This is a genomic window from Bradyrhizobium tropiciagri (genome assembly GCF_001189845.1).
Taxonomy (GTDB): domain Bacteria; phylum Pseudomonadota; class Alphaproteobacteria; order Rhizobiales; family Xanthobacteraceae; genus Bradyrhizobium; species Bradyrhizobium tropiciagri.
Map to the genome: position 1 here is coordinate 48261 of NZ_LFLZ01000011.1, position 17609 is coordinate 65869.

Sequence of the window (17609 nt, forward strand, 5' to 3'; positions counted from 1 at the left end):
TCAGGCCGGCAACAGCGTGCCGGATCGTTGAGCGCTCGGCACGTCATCGAGCGGAAGGTCGAGCACTTCCTCGAATTCGACGATGTTGTCGATCTCCGTTCCCATCGCGATGTTGGTGACCCGTTCGAGGATGAATTCCACCACCACCGGCACGCGATGCTTCGCCATCAGCTCGCGCGCGGTCGCGAATGCCGCCTGCGCGTCGTTCGGATCTGTCACGCGGATCGCCTTGCAGCCCAGCCCCTCGGCGACGGCCACATGGTCGACGCCGTAGGCGCCGATCTCGGGCGCATTGATGTTCTCGAACGAGAGCTGGACGTGATAGTCCATGTCGAAGCCGCGCTGCGCCTGCCGGATCAACCCGAGATATGAATTGTTCACGACGACGTGGATGTAGGGCAGATTGAACTGCGCCCCCACCGCAAGCTCCTCGATCAGGAACTGGAAGTCGTAGTCACCCGACAGCGCGACGATGTCGCGGTCGGGATCGGCGGCGCGCACGCCGAGCGCGGCCGGCAGTGTCCAGCCGAGCGGACCGGCCTGCCCGGCGTTGATCCAGTTGCGCGGCCGATAGACGTTGAGGAACTGGGCACCCGCGATCTGCGACAGTCCGATCACCGTCACGTAGCAGGTGTCGCGGCCGAACGCCTTGTTCATCTCCTCATAGACGCGCTGCGGCTTGATCGGGATGTTGTCGAAATGGCTCTTGCGCAGCATCGAACGCTTGCGGTCGCGACAGGCTGCGGGCCATGCCTGCCGGTCGCGCAGCTTGCCGGACTTCCGCCACTCCCGGGCGACGCTCACGAACATCTCCAGCGCGCCTTGGCGTCCGACACGATGCCGAGGTCCGGATTGAAAACCCGTCCGATTTGGGTCGCTCGATGTCGACATGGACAAATTTGCGACCCTTGGTGTAGGTCTCGATCGAACCGGTATGCCGGTTGGCCCAGCGGTTGCCGATGCCGAGCACAAAATCGGATTCCAGCATCGTGGCGTTGGCATAGCGATGGCTGGTCTGCAGGCCGACCATGCCGGCCATCAGCGCGTGATCGTCGGGTATAGCGCCCCACGCCATCAGCGTCGGGACCACGGGAACGTTGACCGCTTCGGCGAACGCGACCAGCAGCTCGGACGCGTCGGCATTGATCACGCCACCGCCGGCCACGATCAGCGGCCGCTCCGCGGCGTTGAGCATCTCGAGCGCCTTCTCGATCTGCTTGCGCGTCGCCGTCGGCTTGTAGACCGGCAGCGGCGAATAGGTCTCGTCGTCAAATTCGATCTCGGCCAGTTGCACATCGAGCGGCAGATCGATCAGCACCGGTCCCGGCCGCCCCGAGCACATGACATGGAAGGCCTGGCTGAACACGCGCGGCACCAGCGCCGGCTCGCGCACGGTGACGGCCCATTTCGTCACCGGCTTTGCGATCGACTCGATGTCGACCGCCTGGAAATCTTCCTTGTAGAGCCGCGCCCGCGGCGCCTGGCCGGTGATGCAGAGGATCGGAATCGAATCCGCGATCGCCGAATAGAGGCCAGTGATCATGTCGGTTCCGGCGGGGCCCGACGTGCCGATGCAAACGCCGATGTTGCCCGCGTTCGCCCTGGTATAGCCCTCCGCCATATGCGAGGCGCCTTCGACGTGCCGCGCCAGGACATGCCGGATCGAGCCGTTGCGCTTCAGTGCGGAGTAAAGCGGGTTGATCGCGGCGCCGGGAACGCCGAAAGCGCAAGTGATCCCCTCGCGTTCAAGTATGCGGACTGCCGCATCCACCGCTCGCATCTTCATGTGATGATCCCGCTTCGCTATGAGTTGGCCTGAGCAGGATCATCAGGCCCGCGACCGTCGATCTCAACGCAATCGATGGGATTTTCCACGCTGTGGCAGCGCTCGCGATTTCTTGCATGCCTCCAAGTGATTAGCGCCGACGCGGAAATGGAAATCGGCAAGCACGAGAAAGCCAGCGGGCCTCACGCCTGCTGCTGTGCAGGGCTGCTGCCGCGCAGCTCTGCCGAGAGCTCGGCTGCGATCCGATGCACGATGGCGCCGATCTCCGGCAAGCGATCATCCGTCAGCCGATCCGCCATCCCCGATACCGACACCGCGGCGAACGGCTCGCTGCAATCGTTGAAGACGACCGCGGCCACGCAGCGCAGGCCGAGCCGCGCCTCCTCATCGTCCACCGCATAGCCCTGGCGGCGCACGGTCTCCAACTCCCTGAACAACTCGCCCGGCCGAATGATCGACTTCTCCGTCATCCGCGGCATGCCGCGACGACGGATGATCGCATTGATGTCGGCATCGGAATAGGCGGCCAGCACCGCCTTCCCGACGCCTGAAGCGATCAACGCGACGCGTCCGCCGACCTTGGTCAGCGAACGCATGATCTCCCGGCTTTCGATCCGGGATACGACGATGATGGATTCATCGTCGACCACCGCAAGATTGGCCGTCTCCCTGGTCTGGTCGCGCAGCTTGCGCAGGTAAGGCAACGCCCGCGCGGAAAAATTGCGCCGGCGCATGAAGGTCGAGCCGACCACGAAGCTCTGCGCACCGATGTGCCATTTCGACTCCTCGCGGTCGAACTGCACGAACCTGCGATTCTCCAGCGTCGTCAGCAGCCGATGCGCCGTCGACGGCGGCAAACCGATGCGGATCGCAAGATCGGTCAGCCGATAGCCTTCGTCGTCCTCCGCAAGCGCTTCCATGATTTGCAGCGCGCGATCGACGGATTGAACGCCGCCATCTCGTGCATCCGGATCCGGTTGCGCGCGAACATCGGGATCGGACGGCTTGCGGCGGATCGGCTCTCTTTTCATGACGACCTGACCCTAACCGGTTGTGGTTCAGAACGAAATCGCCCGCCGGGAACGAGCGCCAGAATTGGCATATGGCATGCCAATCGGCATGGAAGTCAAGGGGACAATACTGACGAATAGGTCAGCATTTGTGCCGTTCTTATTGAAGAATGCTTCGATTCTTTTGTTTGACTTCTGGGATAATGTATACCACGATCGGTCCTTAACAACCCAACCGGGAGGACCATACCATGTATGTCGGGGACATCCTTCGCACCAACCGTGCGCCTGCGGTGACGATCGGCTCGAGCGAAACCGTCAGCATCGCGGCGAACCTGATGTACGCCAGCAATGTCGGCGCGCTTGTGGTCAGGAACGGCTCGCGCAGCGTCGACGCCGCCGTGATCGGAATGTTCAGCGAGCGCGACGTCGTCGCCGTGATCGCCGAGCACGGTACGGGTGGCCTTGCCGCAAAGGTCGCACAGTTCATTTCGCCGCGGCCGCTTGTGTCCTGCAACTCGCAAGACGCGCTCGCCGATGTCGAGCATCTGATGGCCCGTCACGACATCCGCCATATCCCCGTCATCGACAACGGCCGGCTCGTCGGCGTCGTGAGCATGCGGGACATCGGCTTTGCGCTCGAGGAAGCCGCCTGCGCGGCCTGACGGACGTTCCGAAGATCATTGCCACGCAACCCGGCCCGAGCCGTTGCGGCTCGTAATGTGTCCCCACCCTGCTCGCGAGGATTTCATGAAGATCTGCATCTACGGCGCCGGTGCCATCGGCGGCTATCTCGGTGTCGAATTGATGCGCGCAGGCGCCGATGTCAGCCTGGTCGCGCGAGGCGCACACCTCGCCGCGATGCGGCAGAATGGCCTGAAGCTCCTGATTGGCGACGAGGAGCGCGTGGTGCATCCGCGCTGTACCGATAACCCCGCCGAACTAGGCGAGCAGGACTTCGTCATCATCTGCCTCAAGGCGCATTCGATCACCGGCGTCATCGAACCGATGCGGCCCCTGCTGGGTGAGCGGACCCGCATCGTCACCGCCGTCAACGGCATTCCCTATTGGTATTTCTACAAGCACGGCGGCCCGCACGAAGGATCGACGCTCGAGAGCATCGATCCCGGCGGACGGCAGTGGAGCGAGCTTGGCGCTGCGCGCGCCATCGGCTGCGTCGTGTACCCGGCGACCGAGATCGAGGCACCTGGCGTGATCCGTCACGTCTACGGCAACAACTTTCCGCTCGGCGAGCCTTCCGGCGAGGTCACGCCCGACGTCGAGAAGCTTTCTGCCCTGTTCACGGCGGCGGGCATGAAGGCGCCGGTGCTCGACCGCATCCGCGACGAGATCTGGCTCAAGCTGTGGGGCAATGTCTGCTTCAACCCGATCAGCGCCCTCACCCACGCGACCCTCGACGTGATCTGCAGCAATCCCGGCACGCGCGCGCTGTCCCGGGCGATCATGCTCGAGGCCCAGGCGATCGCGGAAAGCCTCGGCGTCAAGTTCCGGGTCGATGTCGAACGCCGCATCGAGGGCGCACGCAAGGTCGGCGCGCACAAGACCTCGATGTTGCAGGATCTCGAGCGTGGACGTCCCGTCGAGATCGATCCGCTGATCACCGTGGTGCAGGAGATGGGCCGGATGACCGGGATTGCAACGCCCGCCCTCGACGCGGTGCTGGCCCTGGTCGCGCAGCGCACGAGGCTGGCCGGCCTCTATGACGGGGCGGCCGGCGCGGCCGTAGCAGAAACCCTGGCGGTGGCGTGATCCAGATGACCGACGTGACACGCTGGGTTCGCTTCCGCCACGACGCCGAAATCGGCTTCGGGCAACTCACCCCGTCGGGCATCTCCGTGCATACAGGGGAGATGTTCGGCGACACACGACCGACCGGACAAATGCTGGCGCTCACCGATGTCGAGCTGCTCGCACCGACCCAGCCGAGCAAGATCATCGCGCTCTGGAACAATTTTCACGCGCTGGCGGCCAAGCTGAAATCACCTGCGCCGGCCGAACCGTTGTACCTGCTGAAAGCTGCGACCAGCGTGACCGAGCCTGGCGCCGTGATCACGCGTCCAGTCGGCTACGACGGCAAGACGACCTACGAAGGCGAGCTTGGCATTGTCATCGGCAAAAGCTGCACGGCGATTGCCCCCGAACAGGCCGACGCTTTCATCTTCGGTTACACTTGCACCAACGACGTCACCGCAGCGGACATCCTCAATCGCGACCCGACCTTCCCGCAATGGGCGCGGGCCAAGGGCTTCGACGGATATGGCCCGTTCGGTCCTGTCATCGCCTCAGGCCTCGACCCCGCGCGTCTCGTGGTACGCACCATCCTCAACGGTGTCGAGCGCCAGAACTATCCGATCGCGGACATGATCTTCAGTGCGCAGGCGCTGGTCAGCAAGATCTCACACGACATGACGCTGTTGCCGGGCGACCTGATCTGCTGCGGGACATCGATCGGCGTCGGGGTGATGAAGGAGCCGGTCAATACGGTCACCGTCGCGATCGAAGGCATTGGCGAATTGACCAACGAATTTCGTCAGTAGGCCGCGGCCGGACGACAGCCTGACGCCCGGACCAAACGACCAACACCTGCTTTGGGAGCGCACATGATTTCCGGCACGAAACTGGTATCGTCGCCCGGCGGTTTCCGCTGGCTTCAGCTAGCGATCGGCATCGTCTGCATGGCGATGATCGCCAACCTGCAATACGGGTGGACACTGTTCGTTGATCCGATCGACGCGGAATATCACTGGGGCCGTCCAGCCATCCAGCTCGCCTTCACGATCTTCGTGATGACGGAGACGTGGCTGGTGCCGGTGGAAGCCTGGTTCGTAGACAAATACGGCCCCCGCATCGTCATCATGTTCGGCGGGCTGATGATCGGACTGGCCTGGGTGCTGAACTCATTCGCCGCGTCCCTCGTCATGCTCTATGCCGCGGCAATTGTCGCGGGCATCGGCGCCGGCGCGGTCTACGGGACCTGCGTCGGCAATGCGCTGAAATGGTTTCCGGACCGGCGCGGCCTCGCCGCCGGCGCGACCGCCGCAGGCTTTGGCGCGGGCGCTGCCCTCACCGTGGTGCCGATTGCCAACATGATTGCCGCGAGCGGCTACCAGAGCACCTTCCTGACGTTCGGAATCGGACAGGGCCTCACAGTTATCCTGCTGGCCTGGTTCGTCCGCCCGCCTGAAGGCGTCGAGGCACCCAGGAAGAAGCGACTCAACCTGCCGCAGAGCGCAATCGACTACACGCCGCCCCAGGTGCTGCGCACCCCGATCTTCTGGGTGATGTACCTGGTGTTCGTCATGGTGGCTTCCGGGGGATTGATAACCGCCGCGCAGATCGGGCCGATCGCCCATGACTTCAAGATCGCGGATACGCCGGTTACGATGGCCGGCTTCCAGATGGCGGCGCTGACCTTTGCCATCTCGCTCGATCGTGTCCTCGACGGTTTCGGCCGCCCGTTCTTTGGCTGGGTCTCCGACACGATCGGCCGCGAGCACACGATGTTCATTGCGTTCGCGACAGCGGCGCTGATGCTGCTGACGCTGTCCGTCTACGGCCACATTCCGGTGGTCTTCGTGCTCGCCACGGCGATTTATTTCGGCGTGTTCGGCGAAATCTACAGCCTGTTCCCGGCGACGTCGGGCGACACCTTCGGCGCCAAATACGCAACCACCAACAACGGCATGCTGTACACCGCGAAGGGCACCGCGGCGCTGCTCGTCCCGCTCGCCAGCATCATCTCCTCGCAGTTCGGCTGGCAGGCCGTGTTCATCGTCGCGGTGGCGCTCAATGCCACCGCGGCCCTCACCGCCTTGCTGGTGATCAAGCCAATGCGGCGTGCGTTCATTCTCGACAGTGAAGGGACGGCTGGCGGCACAGTCGCGCGCGCAAGGCCAGCCCTCGGCGAAAATCATCTACTGGAGACACCGGCGTCTTACGACAGTCTCAAGAAGACGCCATAATGCGAGACCCATTGGCCGGAGCGTAGCGATTGAGCGACACATGGACGGACTTGCGCGCTCGGACTGCGCTCCGGAAGATCTTCGATGCGGCCATCGCCAGCGCCGATCCAAGGATGACCATCGCACGCGCCCTGCCGGCAAAGCCGAAGGGCAGATGCATTGTCATCGGCGCCGGCAAGGCTTCGGCCGCGATGGCCGCCGGCCTCGACGCGGCATGGCCTGACGTCGACCTTTCCGGTGTCGTGGTGACGCGCCACGGCCATTCGGTTCCCGCGGGCCGCATCGACGTGCTCGAGGCATCTCACCCCGTTCCGGATGACTCGAGCAAGGCCGCCGCCCTTCGCATGCTGCGCGCCGTCGAGGGACTTTCAGCAGACGATCTCGTCATCGCCCTGATGTCCGGCGGTGGCTCGGCGCTTATGACCCTTCCCGCATCCCCGATGACGCTTGCCGACAAGCAGGCGGTCAACCGCGCCCTGCTTGCGAGCGGCGCGACGATCGCCGAGATGAACGTCGTCCGCAAACATTTGTCCGCGATCAAGGGCGGACGGCTGGCGCTCGCTGCCCGTCCCGCCCACGTCACGACGCTGGTGATTTCCGACATTCCCGGCGACGACCCGGCGGCAATCGCCTCCGGTCCCACGCTCCCGGACCCCAGCACAAAAGCCGACGCGCAAGAGATCATCCGGCGCTTTGCAATCGAGCTGCCAGAAACAGCGCAGCTTGTCCTCGCGCATGCCGACGAGACGCCGAAGCCCAGCGAGATCGGTGCCGATGTCCGCATCCTCGCCGCGCCGTCCCTCGCACTGGACGCTGCAGCCCGCGCGGCCCGGGATGAAGGTCTCAATCCGATCATCCTTGGCGACGCGATCGAAGGCGAGGCTCGCGAACTCGGAACCGTGATGGCGGGCATCGCCCGCTCGGTTGCGCAGCACGCGCAGCCCGGCCCTGCTCCTGCCGTGCTGCTGTCCGGCGGGGAAACGACGGTGACGATCGGGCGCGGGCCGGCAGGCCGCGGCGGCCGCAACACCGAATTCCTGCTCGGGCTTGCCGTCGCCCTGGCCGGCGCGTCCAATATCTGGGCGATTGCCGGCGACAGCGATGGAATTGATGGAACGGAAGATGCTGCCGGCGCTTTGATCGGTCCGGATACGCTGCGGCGCGCCGCCGCGGATCGCCTCGACGCCCGGGCCTATTTGGCGGCCCATGACAGCTACAGCTTCTTCGACCGCCTTGGAGACCTCGTGCGCACCGGGCCAACGCTTACCAATGTCAATGATGTCAGAGCCGTGCTGATTGCAGCCGGCAAGCCAGCAATGAGGTGACCCATGCGTCGTCATCGACGGGCCAAGATCGTCGCAACCGTCGGCCCAGCGAGCAGTTCCCCCGAGATGCTCAAGGCGCTGCTGCTGGCGGGTGTCGACACGTTCCGTCTGAACTTCAGCCACGGAACCCAGAGCGACCACGCAACCGTCCACGCCGCGATCCGAAAGCTGGAACAGGAAGTCGGCCGGCCGATCGGCATTCTGATGGACCTCCAGGGTCCGAAGATCCGCGTCGGCACCTTGCGCGATGGAAAGATTGCCGTGGCGGCCGGAGAGACCATCCGGTTCGTGCTATCCGGATCGGATGGCGACCGAGCCTCGATTCCGCTCCCGCACCGGGAAATCTTTGCCGCGGTGGCCCCTGGCCACGATCTTCTGATCGACGACGGCCGGGTCCGCGTCCGCGTCGCCGGGCTCGGTGACGATTTCATCGAGGCCAAGGTGATCGTCGGTGGCACGATCTCGAATCACAAGGGCGTCAATCTGCCGGGGACAGTGCTCGATCTTTCGCCGCTCACCACCAAGGACCGCCTCGATCTCGAGTTCGGGCTGAAGCTCGGCATGGATTGGGTCGCCTTGTCGTTCGTGCAAAAACCCTCCGATATCATCGAGGCGAGAGCCCTCGTCGGCGACCGCGCCGGCCTGATGGCCAAGATCGAGAAGCCGGCAGCGCTCGAGCGGATCGACGACATCATCCAGCTGTGCGACGCCATCATGGTTGCGCGCGGAGATCTCGGCGTCGAAATTCCACATGAGGACGTGCCGGGGCGGCAGAAGGAGCTGGTGCGGGCTTGCCGTCTCGCGGTGAAGCCGGTGATCGTCGCCACGCAAATGCTGGACTCCATGGTCGCTGCGCCCACGCCGACGCGCGCGGAAGTCTCCGACGTTGCGACCGCCATCTACGATGGCGCAGACGCCGTGATGCTGTCGGCGGAATCCGCAACGGGCCGCTATCCGCGCGAGGCCGTCGAGATGATGGATCGCATCATTCGCAGCACCGAGCAGCACAAGATGTATCGCTCCATCGTCGAGGCGACCCAGCCCGGCGAGGAGCAGACGCCGCCGCATGCCGTCGCAACGGCCGCTGCCGACCTCGCCTCCGTGGTTCACGCGGCAGCCATCGTGGCCTACACGTCGAGCGGCACCACCGCCGCACGCGTCGCGCGCAAGCGGCCGAGCCTCCCGATCCTCGCCATCACCCCAAGCCGCGAAGTGTCCCGCCGCCTGTGCCTGCTTTGGGGCGCTCACAGCGTCCTTTCCGACGATGTGGGGAGCTATGAGGAGATGGTCGAGCGCGCGACGGCGCTCGCGCGGGACGAGCAGTTTGCGTCAAGCCGCGACCTGCTGGTCGTCGTCGCCGGCATTCCCTTCGGGCAGGCAGGAAGCACCAACAATCTGCGAGTCGTCTCGCTCCCCTGACGGGGCGGCGGCTCAGGGCATTGCGCCATACCAGATCACGAGCGCGAAGATCACCAACAAGGCGACGGTGATGATCGCTTCGCTCGTGGGTATTCGCTTCAAGGGCCGCCTCCGCGCGCGGGAGCGGGATGCTGCGACGGGGCGGTGGTTCAGATCAGCACAACACCGCCCGCTTAAAATGCATGCGGACGGCGTCGGCTCTAGCCCCAGGAAGGAAATGCAAAATCCCGGTAGCGATTAGGTCTACACATCGGGCCAGAAAGTTCACGTGACGATCGGCATACTCCAAAGGGTGTAGGATCGCCGACCGCAAACGACGCCATGGATACCCATCCTCGGCGCCTTCGGCCCCATGACGATCTCACACCGCCCTTAGCGCCACGACCCGTCCGGCCCAAGCGGCAAAGTCGGATGGTCGCGGTTGTTCTCGTCGGGCGTGACCTTGAACCCCTGTCGAAATGCGAACCAGATAAAGCCGCCCAGTGCGGCCACACAAATCGGCGCGAGAATCCAGTCGGGCATGTCGTTGTCCTCCAGTCTACCGGTAGTTTGTCGCCCCTATCTTCGGCCGAGTTCAATCCGGATGCCGCGCGGCGCGAACCAAGGCGCGGATTTTGCCCGAGGCAGCAGCAGCCCGAATGGTGTCGAGACCGTGCCGCAAGTGATTGAAAACACTGGAGCGCCATTCAGAACAACCAACGAACTCGTATATTATTGAAATTTCTACATAATTTTGATCGCACCAGGACCACTCGCAGCATCACCGTGTCGATGGACGATGAATTGCCGGCGTCCTGGCCCGCCAAGCACCGGCACTCATTCTGCTGCAACTGCGTAGCGCTGCAGCAGCGGCAATCCCAGACGTTCCCAGGTATCGACCAGCGCTTCGGCGAGCCCGTCAATCAGTACATCATCGTGATAAGGCGTCGGCGTGATGCGCAACCGCTCGGTGCCGCGCGGGACGGTCGGATAGTTGATCGGCTGGACGTAGATGCCATGTTCGGCGAGCAGGAGATCGCTGGCTTCCTTGCACTTCACGGGATCGCCGACCATGACAGGCACAATGTGTGTCTCGCTGGGCATCACCGGAAGGCCGACGGCGTTAAGCACACCCTTGACCCGCGCCGCGCGGTCCTGATGACGGTCGCGCTCCCATTGTGACGTCTTGAGGTGCCGGATTGCCGCGGTCGCGGCGGCGCAGATCGCCGGCGGCAGCGCGGTCGTGAAAATAAACCTCGGTGCATAAGAGCGTACTGCATCAATGACGCCGGCACTTGCCGCGATGTAGCCGCCGAGGCAGCCGAACGCCTTCGCCAGTGTCCCCTCGACCACGTCGATGCGATCCAGGGCCCCTTCCCGCGCAGCGATGCCGGCGCCGGCGGGACCGTACATGCCGGCCGAATGGACCTCGTCGATATAGGTCATGGCGCCGTAGCGCTCCGCGAGATCGCAGATGCGGTTCACCGGCGCGACATCGCCGTCCATCGAGTAGAGGGCCTCGAATACGATCAGCTTCGGGCGATCGGGTGCCGCAGCTGCCAGCAAATCTTCGAGGTGACTGACGTCGTTGTGACACCAGATCTTCTTTTCCACGCCGGCGCGCTGCACGCCCTCGATCATCGAATTGTGGTTCCAGGCGTCGGAGAGGATGAGGCAGTTCGGAAGCAGCTTGGCGATCGTCGCGATACCGGTCTCGTTGGACACGTACCCGGAGGTGAACACCAGCGCCGCTTCCTTGCCGTGCAGATCCGCGAGCTCCCGCTCCAGTTCGACTAGCGGATGATTGGTGCCGGAAATGTTGCGGGTGCCGCCCGCGCCTGCGCCCATCCGGGTCGCAGTTTCGACCATTGCGCCGATCACCTTTGGATGCTGACCCATGCCAAGGTAATCGTTCGAGCACCAGATCACGACCGGGCGCGTGCCGTCGGGAGAGTGCCATATCGCATGCGGAAAACGCCCGGCAATGCGCTCGAGATCGGCAAACACGCGGTAGCGCCGTTCGCTATGCAGGCGAGCGAGTGCGGAGGCAAAGAAGTGATCATAGGTCATGATTTGAAACCTCCTTCAATTCCGCACCCAACGATCGGACCAACCCGCGATGAAAGGCCATTGTCCCTTCGATCCAGCGCGGTCATTTCATCAAACTGCAGAGGGGCGGCCGGTCCCCGGGAGGGAAGGACCGGCCGTCGGCGAACCATGGCGAAGGGATCAACGCCGGCCGCCAAGTACTCGGGAGTGTCGTCTACATCCGGTGATGCCAATTAATCAGTATGCGACAGGGAGCGTTGGCGCGAGTAAAGCAATCTAAATCTCAGCAAATCGCAGCGTGCGCATAGCCCGGCGCATCGACCATATTCGCGACAAAAGCGATCTGATCCAACCCAGTGCCCTGCCACCCTGTTTTCCGGGGACCGACTACTCCAAATGCATGCGGACGCCCGTGCCGCCATTGAGCAATCTTTTCAGGTGAAAACCGGCCAGTGGATCATCGGCATGAAGTCCGACAAGTGCGGCGAAGGCCGGCATGGCCGCCGGGTCGCCGGCCTCGAGCTTTGCAAACGCCGCGGCATACTCGGCCGTGGCCGACGCTTTCAGCGTTCCAGTCGCCAACGGCTCAAAGGCGCGCAGTGGTTCGCTACGACCGCGCAAGATCACTTCGCCGACCGGACGCCCTTGAAAATTCACTGCTCGTTCGGCGACGGCAGCGCTGACGCAGATGCGCGTTCCGAGAAGCTTGTTGGCTGCCTCGAGGCGCGCCGCGGTATTGATGGTGTCGCCATACGCGGCATAGTCGAAAAACCCGCGGCCCCCGAAATTCCCGACCAGCACAGGGCCGGCGTGCACACCGATCCGGGTGCCACCGAAGTTCACACCCCTTGCTCTCCAGCGCTCCCGGAACTCGCAGGCCCATGTATCGAGGCTATGAGCGCAGGCGACCGCGCGCGTCGCGTAATCCGGCTGGTCTCCCGGCGCATTGAACAGAATGTGTATTCCATCACCCATGACTTTTGCCACGGTGCCTTCGTGCGCGAAGACGATTCCAGTCATCCCGGCCATGTATTCGTTGAGCAGTCCAGCCAGCAGTTCCGGCGCAATACTTTCGACCATCGAGGTGAAGCTGGTGACATCAGTGAACATGGCCGCAACGTCACGACGGTGCACTTCCATGCCCGCGGTTTCCTCGTTGCCTGCAAGTCGGCTTGCCAGTTGCGGCGAGAAGTACCGGCACAATGACGCGTGCGCTCGTTCAGCCTGGATCTGGCGCTGACGGTATTCCCGCATCATCTCAACATGGCGGAGCGTCTTGTCGATGGTCATTTCCAGATCGGTGAAATCGATCGGCTTGGTCAAAAAGTCGAACGCGCCGCGATTCATGGCGATGCGAATCGTACCCATGTCACCATAGGCGGAGATGACGACCGTCCACTTCTTGTCATGCGCCTCCTGCAGCTTTTGCGGAAGCGTAAGCCCATCCATCCTCGGCATACTGATATCCAGGAGCACCAGATCGACACCAGGATTTCGTTCCAGTAATTGGAGCGCCTCGATCCCGTCACGAGCAAACATGAAGCCGACTGCGCCCTCGCGAACCTGCCTGCGAAACTTCTGCAGTATCAGGTCCCGAAGGTCAGCCTCATCGTCTACCACCAGGATGGTCGCCGTCATGCTGCGTGCTCGAGCCTCATATCGATTTCCCGGCGCAGAAGCGTGAAGTCGATCGGCTTGGTCAAGAATCCCTCGGCGCCACGTTCGATCGCCTTCCTGCGTGTTTCAGCGTCACCGTAAGCGGTGATCATGATGACCGGCACATCGGGTCGCTTCGCGCGAACCACCGACAACAGCTCGAGTCCGCTCATGCCAGGCATGTTGATGTCCGAGAGGAGCAGGATCAGCGATCCGTCGCGGATCTCGACGGCACGCCTTAGAGCCCCCAACGCCGACGTGGCGAATTCCATCCGGAATCGCCCGGAACGGAGGTCACGTCGGAACTGCCCGCGGAACAGGACCTCGACATCGGGTTCATCATCGACTACGAGAATGTAGACGCTCAATGCTCTCTCCCCGTCCGGCTTTGGGTTGCTCCAGCGCGTGGCAGCGTGACGATGAATTCGGTGAATACACCCGGCTCGGTGACAACATCGATACTGCCCCCGTGCTGCTTCACGATAACATCGTGACAGATCGAAAGCCCAAGCCCCGTCCCCTGCCCTGTCGGCTTGGTCGTGAAGAAGGGATTGAACATCTTCTCTCGCACGTCGGGCGGGATACCGGCACCGTTATCCCGAATGCGTATTTGCACGGCCGCGCCAAGATGCCGGGTAGCCGCGCTCAGAAGCGGTTCAAAGCTTTCGTCGTCCGCTTCGATCTTACGCTGGGTCGCGGCATAAAAGCCGTTGGAAATCAGGTTCAGCAGCGCTCGAACGATCTCCTGCGGATAAAGTTCGACCGAGCCCGCTTCAGAGTCAAACTCCTGCTTCAATGTAATGTTGAAATCGGGCTTACCCGCTCGAGCACCGTGATAGGCAAGGTTGAGACTCTCCCCAACCAGCGCATTGACGTCACTCGACCGCCGCTCGTCCGAGCTTTCGCGCGAATGCAGGAGCATGTTCCTGACGATCGAGTCGGCTCGCTCGCCATGCTGCACCACCTTCGCCAGGTTCTGCCTGAGACGACCGGTCAACTCATCGACCTCGGTGCGAACCGCCTCGGCGACAGTCGGTTGCTTCAAGACATCATTGAGTTCGTCGATCAACTCAACCGACAGCGCCGAGAAGTTGTTAACGAAATTAAGCGGGTTCTTGATTTCGTGGGCTATCCCCGCGGTAAGCTGGCCGAGGGAAGCAAGCTTTTCGGTCTGCACCAGACGATCCTGGGCAACGCGCAGATCCTCAAGTGATTGCGCAAGCTCGGCTGTCCTGGTCTGCACTTCGTTGAATAGCCGGGCGTTCTCGACCGCAATAACCGCCTGATCCGCGAAGGTTTGCAACAAGCGAACGTGTTCTTCCCTGAATACGCCCGCCTCCGCGCGAGTCCACGCTGATGATGCCTATGCTCCCGGAATCGCGAAAGAGCGGTATCAGGGCAACGCTTCGGAATCCGCGCTTGCGCGAGAGCTCCAACAGGCCAGGATAAGGTGCGAACCCCACTTCGCAATCCTCGATCTGAACCGGCCGGGCCTCCCGGATCGTCCTCTCATACCAGTCGATTTCTGATAGCTTCACGGGAAACACTTTATGGAGGACCGCATCCGCCTCCTCGCTCCGCCGGGTAAACGCGGCAAGATGCAACGTGTCATCAATCAGCTGAAGCACCGCGGTAGACAATCCGCCGACGAGCTTGTTGGACCTTTCTGCGATCGCCGCAAAAATGGATCCAAAACCTGTCGGCGACCGCGCGATGACCCTCAATATCTCGGCAGTTGCCGCCTCGCGCTCGAGCGCTTCTCTCAGCTGCCGTTCAAGAGAATCGGGAAGTGGCTGTTGCGCCCCGCTTGCAGTCCCTATTTTCACCAGTCGCTCCATCAACCCGGATCCGCAAGTGATCGCCATCCACTCATTTGCCGGTGGCCGAGCCAACCGGCTCACCAGACGCCGACACAAGTCCGGCCCGGGCTACCGCGTAGGACGCGCACCATTTGAGCAGCACACCAACGGCCACTCCCACAACCGTATCCAGTAGACGAAGCGGAGGCTCGGCCAGGGCATGCTGAGGGTCGAGCGCTGCCACCACCAGGACGACGGCACTCGTAATGCCTGTCGTCACGATATCGTCCCGCCATCCAAGCATCATCACAACGAGGGTGCCGGCGCCAATTGTGAGACCTATGCCCAACGCGTTGACGCGGAACAGTGCAACGTAAATGAAGCACAATGCGAGGCTCACACAAGTCGCGATCAGCCGCGAGCATCCCGCCGAGAAGCTCTTTTCGCGTGTCTCGCGGAAGACGAAGATCGTTGCAACCGCAGCCCACATTCCTCCCAACAAGGTGTTGGCCTGATCGGCGAACTGGCCGAGCAGCGCAGTTGCCAGGACATAGGAGAGCGCGCAGGCAACGGCCATATTTGAGGCATAGATTATGTCCCAAAGCGTGAGCTTCTTCAAGGCAGCGACTCCTCTTGGCGTACACTTCTTGGTTGCACGAGCTCCTCGCTGCTCTGGGGCGAGGAGCCGCGATGAAAAGCAAGCTGGCTGCACGGAGGACTAGAGTGCCCAAGATGTTTGTTCACTCTGCCAGGGAAGTCTTCACAGCTCACGCCCGCGCGCGAGTAGCTGCGGAACTGACCGACCTCGGAATAGCCTGCGAGCGCCTTGCCGACACGCAGGAAATTCGGTCGGGGGTTTGGGTATTCTTCGTCGAACACGAGCCCAGCGCTGTCTTTAGTGGCGGAGAAGTCGCGTCACGTCCGATCATCGCTCTCCTGATCAACGCAATTAAAGGAGGCCTTGACGATCCTGCCAGGAAGCGGCTGATCGAGGAAGGCACGGCCATCCTCCGAAAGACACGCTGCGATCAGCGCAGGAAATGTACCTGCGTATGTCGCCATCCAAGAGATTCCCGAGATCGATTGGGGGATGTACGGGAAGCAAGTCGATCTTTCCAAGATGCGCGCCCCAACAACGTAAAAGCCGGAATGCACAAGTGGTCCTCGACTGCGGCGACGGCCCGCTATCTGCACGGCGACGAGGCCAAGCAGGATGCGCAAATGAAACGCATCAAGCGCCGAGCAACACAAGCGAGAGGGAAAAGCGAACGTTTGTCAGAATGAGAAAGCGCAGCTTGTCAGAACAAAGCTCTCCCGACGCACTAACTCATTGAAATCATTGGAGCGGGTGAAGGGAATCGAACCCTCGTATTCAGCTTGGAAGTCTTCGAATTTCGGCAATGCTTTCTGGCGCTATTCCGATATTTTGCAGCCTTTCGGGCTATTGAGATCATTAGAGAATTTTGCTTTGTCGGAATGGGCTACGCGTGCCGGCAACAGGGATCGGACGATGGCCCGCCAGTCTCGCCGGGCGCCCTGAGCCCTACGTGGCGCCTACTCTCATCTTGGCAGCCCAACAGTGAGTAGGCCGCTCGACGGTACGGTCGAGAGAGCTGAGCGGCGAACGCACTCAGGTTTGTGCGCCGGGAATTCTCGAGACCTTCGTTGACTCCAAGGACTGTGAGCTTTTCGCAGCCCTCTTCAGACCGAAATTGTGGTTCAGGTAGTAGTACTTTCTATTGGTGGCCCGACCGTCTCCTTCCTCGCCGGGATTACGAAGCACGAATTCCCGGACCAGATCGTCCTTCACGCCGAAGACGACATCGGAATCGAGGTACTGGTCGCCTGCGACGAAGATGTGCGTCACTAACTGCTCGAAGCCCGGGGCGGAAATCATGAAATGCACGTGTGCCGGCCGCCAAGGATGCCGGCCCTGTGCCTTTAGCATTTCGCCGACTGGGCCGTCGTGCGGTATCGGATAGGCTGCCGGCTTGATCGACCAAAAATTAAATCGACCGCTGGCGTCGGTGCGGAAGCGGGCCCTCATTGCCAGCCCTCCGATCTCACCGAGATGCTGCACGTCGTAATTACCATCATCGTCGGAATGCCAGACATCGACCGATGCGCCGGCAAGGGGGAGACCGTCGACGGTCGAGACCGAGCCCGTGACGAAAAGCGGATCGCCTTCGACGCCGTTGGAGATGTCCTCCCCCAATTTCCCTTCTGGAGCGTCCTGAACGAAGAACGGGCCGAGCACCGTGCTTTCCGTCGCGCCGGGCACCGAAGAAAAATTGATCGCGTCGACCAGCATCGAGACGCCCAGAGTATCCGAGAGCAGAATAAACTCCTGACGTTTGTCGTCGCACATTTGACCGGTCCTCGTGAGGAAGTCGATGCCGTATTCCCATTCCTTTTGGGTGGGACGCACCTCGCGTACAAACGCATGGAGGTGTCGCACCAGGGCCTCGCTGATCTCCCGAATGCGGGCATTCGTTGCGCCCTGCAGTCGCTCGAGCACCGCATCAGTGATCGTATCTTCGTTGAAGTTGCGCACTATCACTCCGTGGGTTGAGTTCGTTTTGTTTGACGGAAGAGACCATCGT

Annotated in this window: 14 protein-coding genes and 2 pseudogenes; 7 read left to right on the forward strand and 9 right to left on the reverse strand. The window is 62.3% G+C overall.

What is annotated here, in order from left to right:
- A pseudogene (gene gcl / locus AKN84_RS11620) lies at positions 1 to 1786 on the reverse strand (glyoxylate carboligase).
- A gap of 182 nt (positions 1787 to 1968) precedes the next feature.
- Entirely contained in the window at positions 1969 to 2817 is an 849-nt protein-coding gene (locus AKN84_RS11625; RefSeq protein ID WP_050420853.1) for an IclR family transcriptional regulator, read from the reverse strand.
- 230 nt (positions 2818 to 3047) lie between these two features.
- Here AKN84_RS11625 and AKN84_RS11630 point away from each other — a divergent pair, with 230 nt between their 5' ends.
- The 6 genes from AKN84_RS11630 to pyk all read left to right on the forward strand — a co-directional run bounded on the left by AKN84_RS11630 (position 3048) and on the right by pyk (position 9523).
- Positions 3048 to 3461, forward strand: a complete 414-nt coding sequence (locus AKN84_RS11630) for a CBS domain-containing protein (protein WP_050420854.1) — start codon at positions 3048 to 3050, stop codon at positions 3459 to 3461.
- Positions 3462 to 3546: 85 nt separating this feature from the next.
- Positions 3547 to 4566: a 2-dehydropantoate 2-reductase gene (locus AKN84_RS11635; RefSeq protein ID WP_050420855.1), complete on the forward strand. Its 1020-nt coding sequence runs from the start codon at positions 3547 to 3549 to the stop codon at positions 4564 to 4566.
- A gap of 5 nt (positions 4567 to 4571) precedes the next feature.
- Positions 4572 to 5354: a fumarylacetoacetate hydrolase family protein gene (locus AKN84_RS11640; protein WP_050420856.1), complete on the forward strand. Its 783-nt coding sequence runs from the start codon at positions 4572 to 4574 to the stop codon at positions 5352 to 5354.
- Between the two features lie 63 nt (positions 5355 to 5417).
- Entirely contained in the window at positions 5418 to 6779 is a 1362-nt protein-coding gene (gene oxlT, locus AKN84_RS11645; protein WP_167351842.1) for an oxalate/formate MFS antiporter, read from the forward strand.
- Between the two features lie 29 nt (positions 6780 to 6808).
- Positions 6809 to 8104: a glycerate kinase type-2 family protein gene (locus AKN84_RS11650; protein WP_050420857.1), complete on the forward strand. Its 1296-nt coding sequence runs from the start codon at positions 6809 to 6811 to the stop codon at positions 8102 to 8104.
- A 3-nt stretch (positions 8105 to 8107) separates the two neighbouring features.
- Positions 8108 to 9523 (forward strand): pyruvate kinase, encoded by a 1416-nt coding sequence (gene pyk, locus AKN84_RS11655; protein WP_050420858.1) that lies wholly within the window; start codon positions 8108 to 8110, stop codon positions 9521 to 9523.
- A 372-nt stretch (positions 9524 to 9895) separates the two neighbouring features.
- Here the strand turns inward: pyk and AKN84_RS48005 are convergent, their stop codons facing one another.
- From AKN84_RS48005 to AKN84_RS11680, 6 genes and pseudogenes are all read right to left on the reverse strand, one after another.
- Positions 9896 to 10045 carry a hypothetical protein gene (locus tag AKN84_RS48005; RefSeq protein WP_167351843.1) on the reverse strand — a complete coding sequence of 50 codons (150 nt, stop codon included), beginning with the start codon at positions 10043 to 10045 and terminating at the stop codon, positions 9896 to 9898.
- Positions 10046 to 10339: 294 nt separating this feature from the next.
- The gene (hemA, locus tag AKN84_RS11660; RefSeq protein WP_050420859.1) at positions 10340 to 11572 is read right to left on the reverse strand and encodes a 5-aminolevulinate synthase; all 1233 of its coding nucleotides are present in this window, start codon (positions 11570 to 11572) and stop codon (positions 10340 to 10342) included.
- 366 nt (positions 11573 to 11938) lie between these two features.
- Positions 11939 to 13189 carry an adenylate/guanylate cyclase domain-containing protein gene (locus AKN84_RS11665; RefSeq protein ID WP_050420860.1) on the reverse strand — a complete coding sequence of 417 codons (1251 nt, stop codon included), beginning with the start codon at positions 13187 to 13189 and terminating at the stop codon, positions 11939 to 11941.
- Positions 13186 to 13575: a response regulator gene (locus AKN84_RS11670; RefSeq protein ID WP_050420861.1), complete on the reverse strand. Its 390-nt coding sequence runs from the start codon at positions 13573 to 13575 to the stop codon at positions 13186 to 13188. The genes AKN84_RS11665 and AKN84_RS11670 overlap by 4 nt, the downstream gene beginning before the upstream one ends.
- Positions 13572 to 14715: pseudogene (locus tag AKN84_RS45035) on the reverse strand (sensor histidine kinase); the annotation flags it as partial. The pseudogene AKN84_RS45035 and the gene AKN84_RS11670, both read right to left, overlap by 4 nt.
- Positions 14716 to 15076: 361 nt before the next feature.
- A complete protein-coding gene (locus tag AKN84_RS11680) occupies positions 15077 to 15625 on the reverse strand; it encodes an FUSC family protein (RefSeq protein ID WP_128970686.1) in 549 nt (182 codons plus the stop codon).
- Between the two features lie 71 nt (positions 15626 to 15696).
- Here AKN84_RS11680 and AKN84_RS45040 point away from each other — a divergent pair, with 71 nt between their 5' ends.
- Complete coding sequence (locus tag AKN84_RS45040) at positions 15697 to 16290, forward strand: hypothetical protein (protein WP_157863283.1); 594 nt, start codon at positions 15697 to 15699, stop codon at positions 16288 to 16290.
- Positions 16291 to 16636: 346 nt separating this feature from the next.
- Here the strand turns inward: AKN84_RS45040 and AKN84_RS11685 are convergent, their stop codons facing one another.
- Positions 16637 to 17560, reverse strand: coding sequence for an intradiol ring-cleavage dioxygenase (locus AKN84_RS11685; protein ID WP_050420974.1), 924 nt, complete (start codon positions 17558 to 17560; stop codon positions 16637 to 16639).
- Positions 17561 to 17609 lie beyond the last annotated feature (49 nt).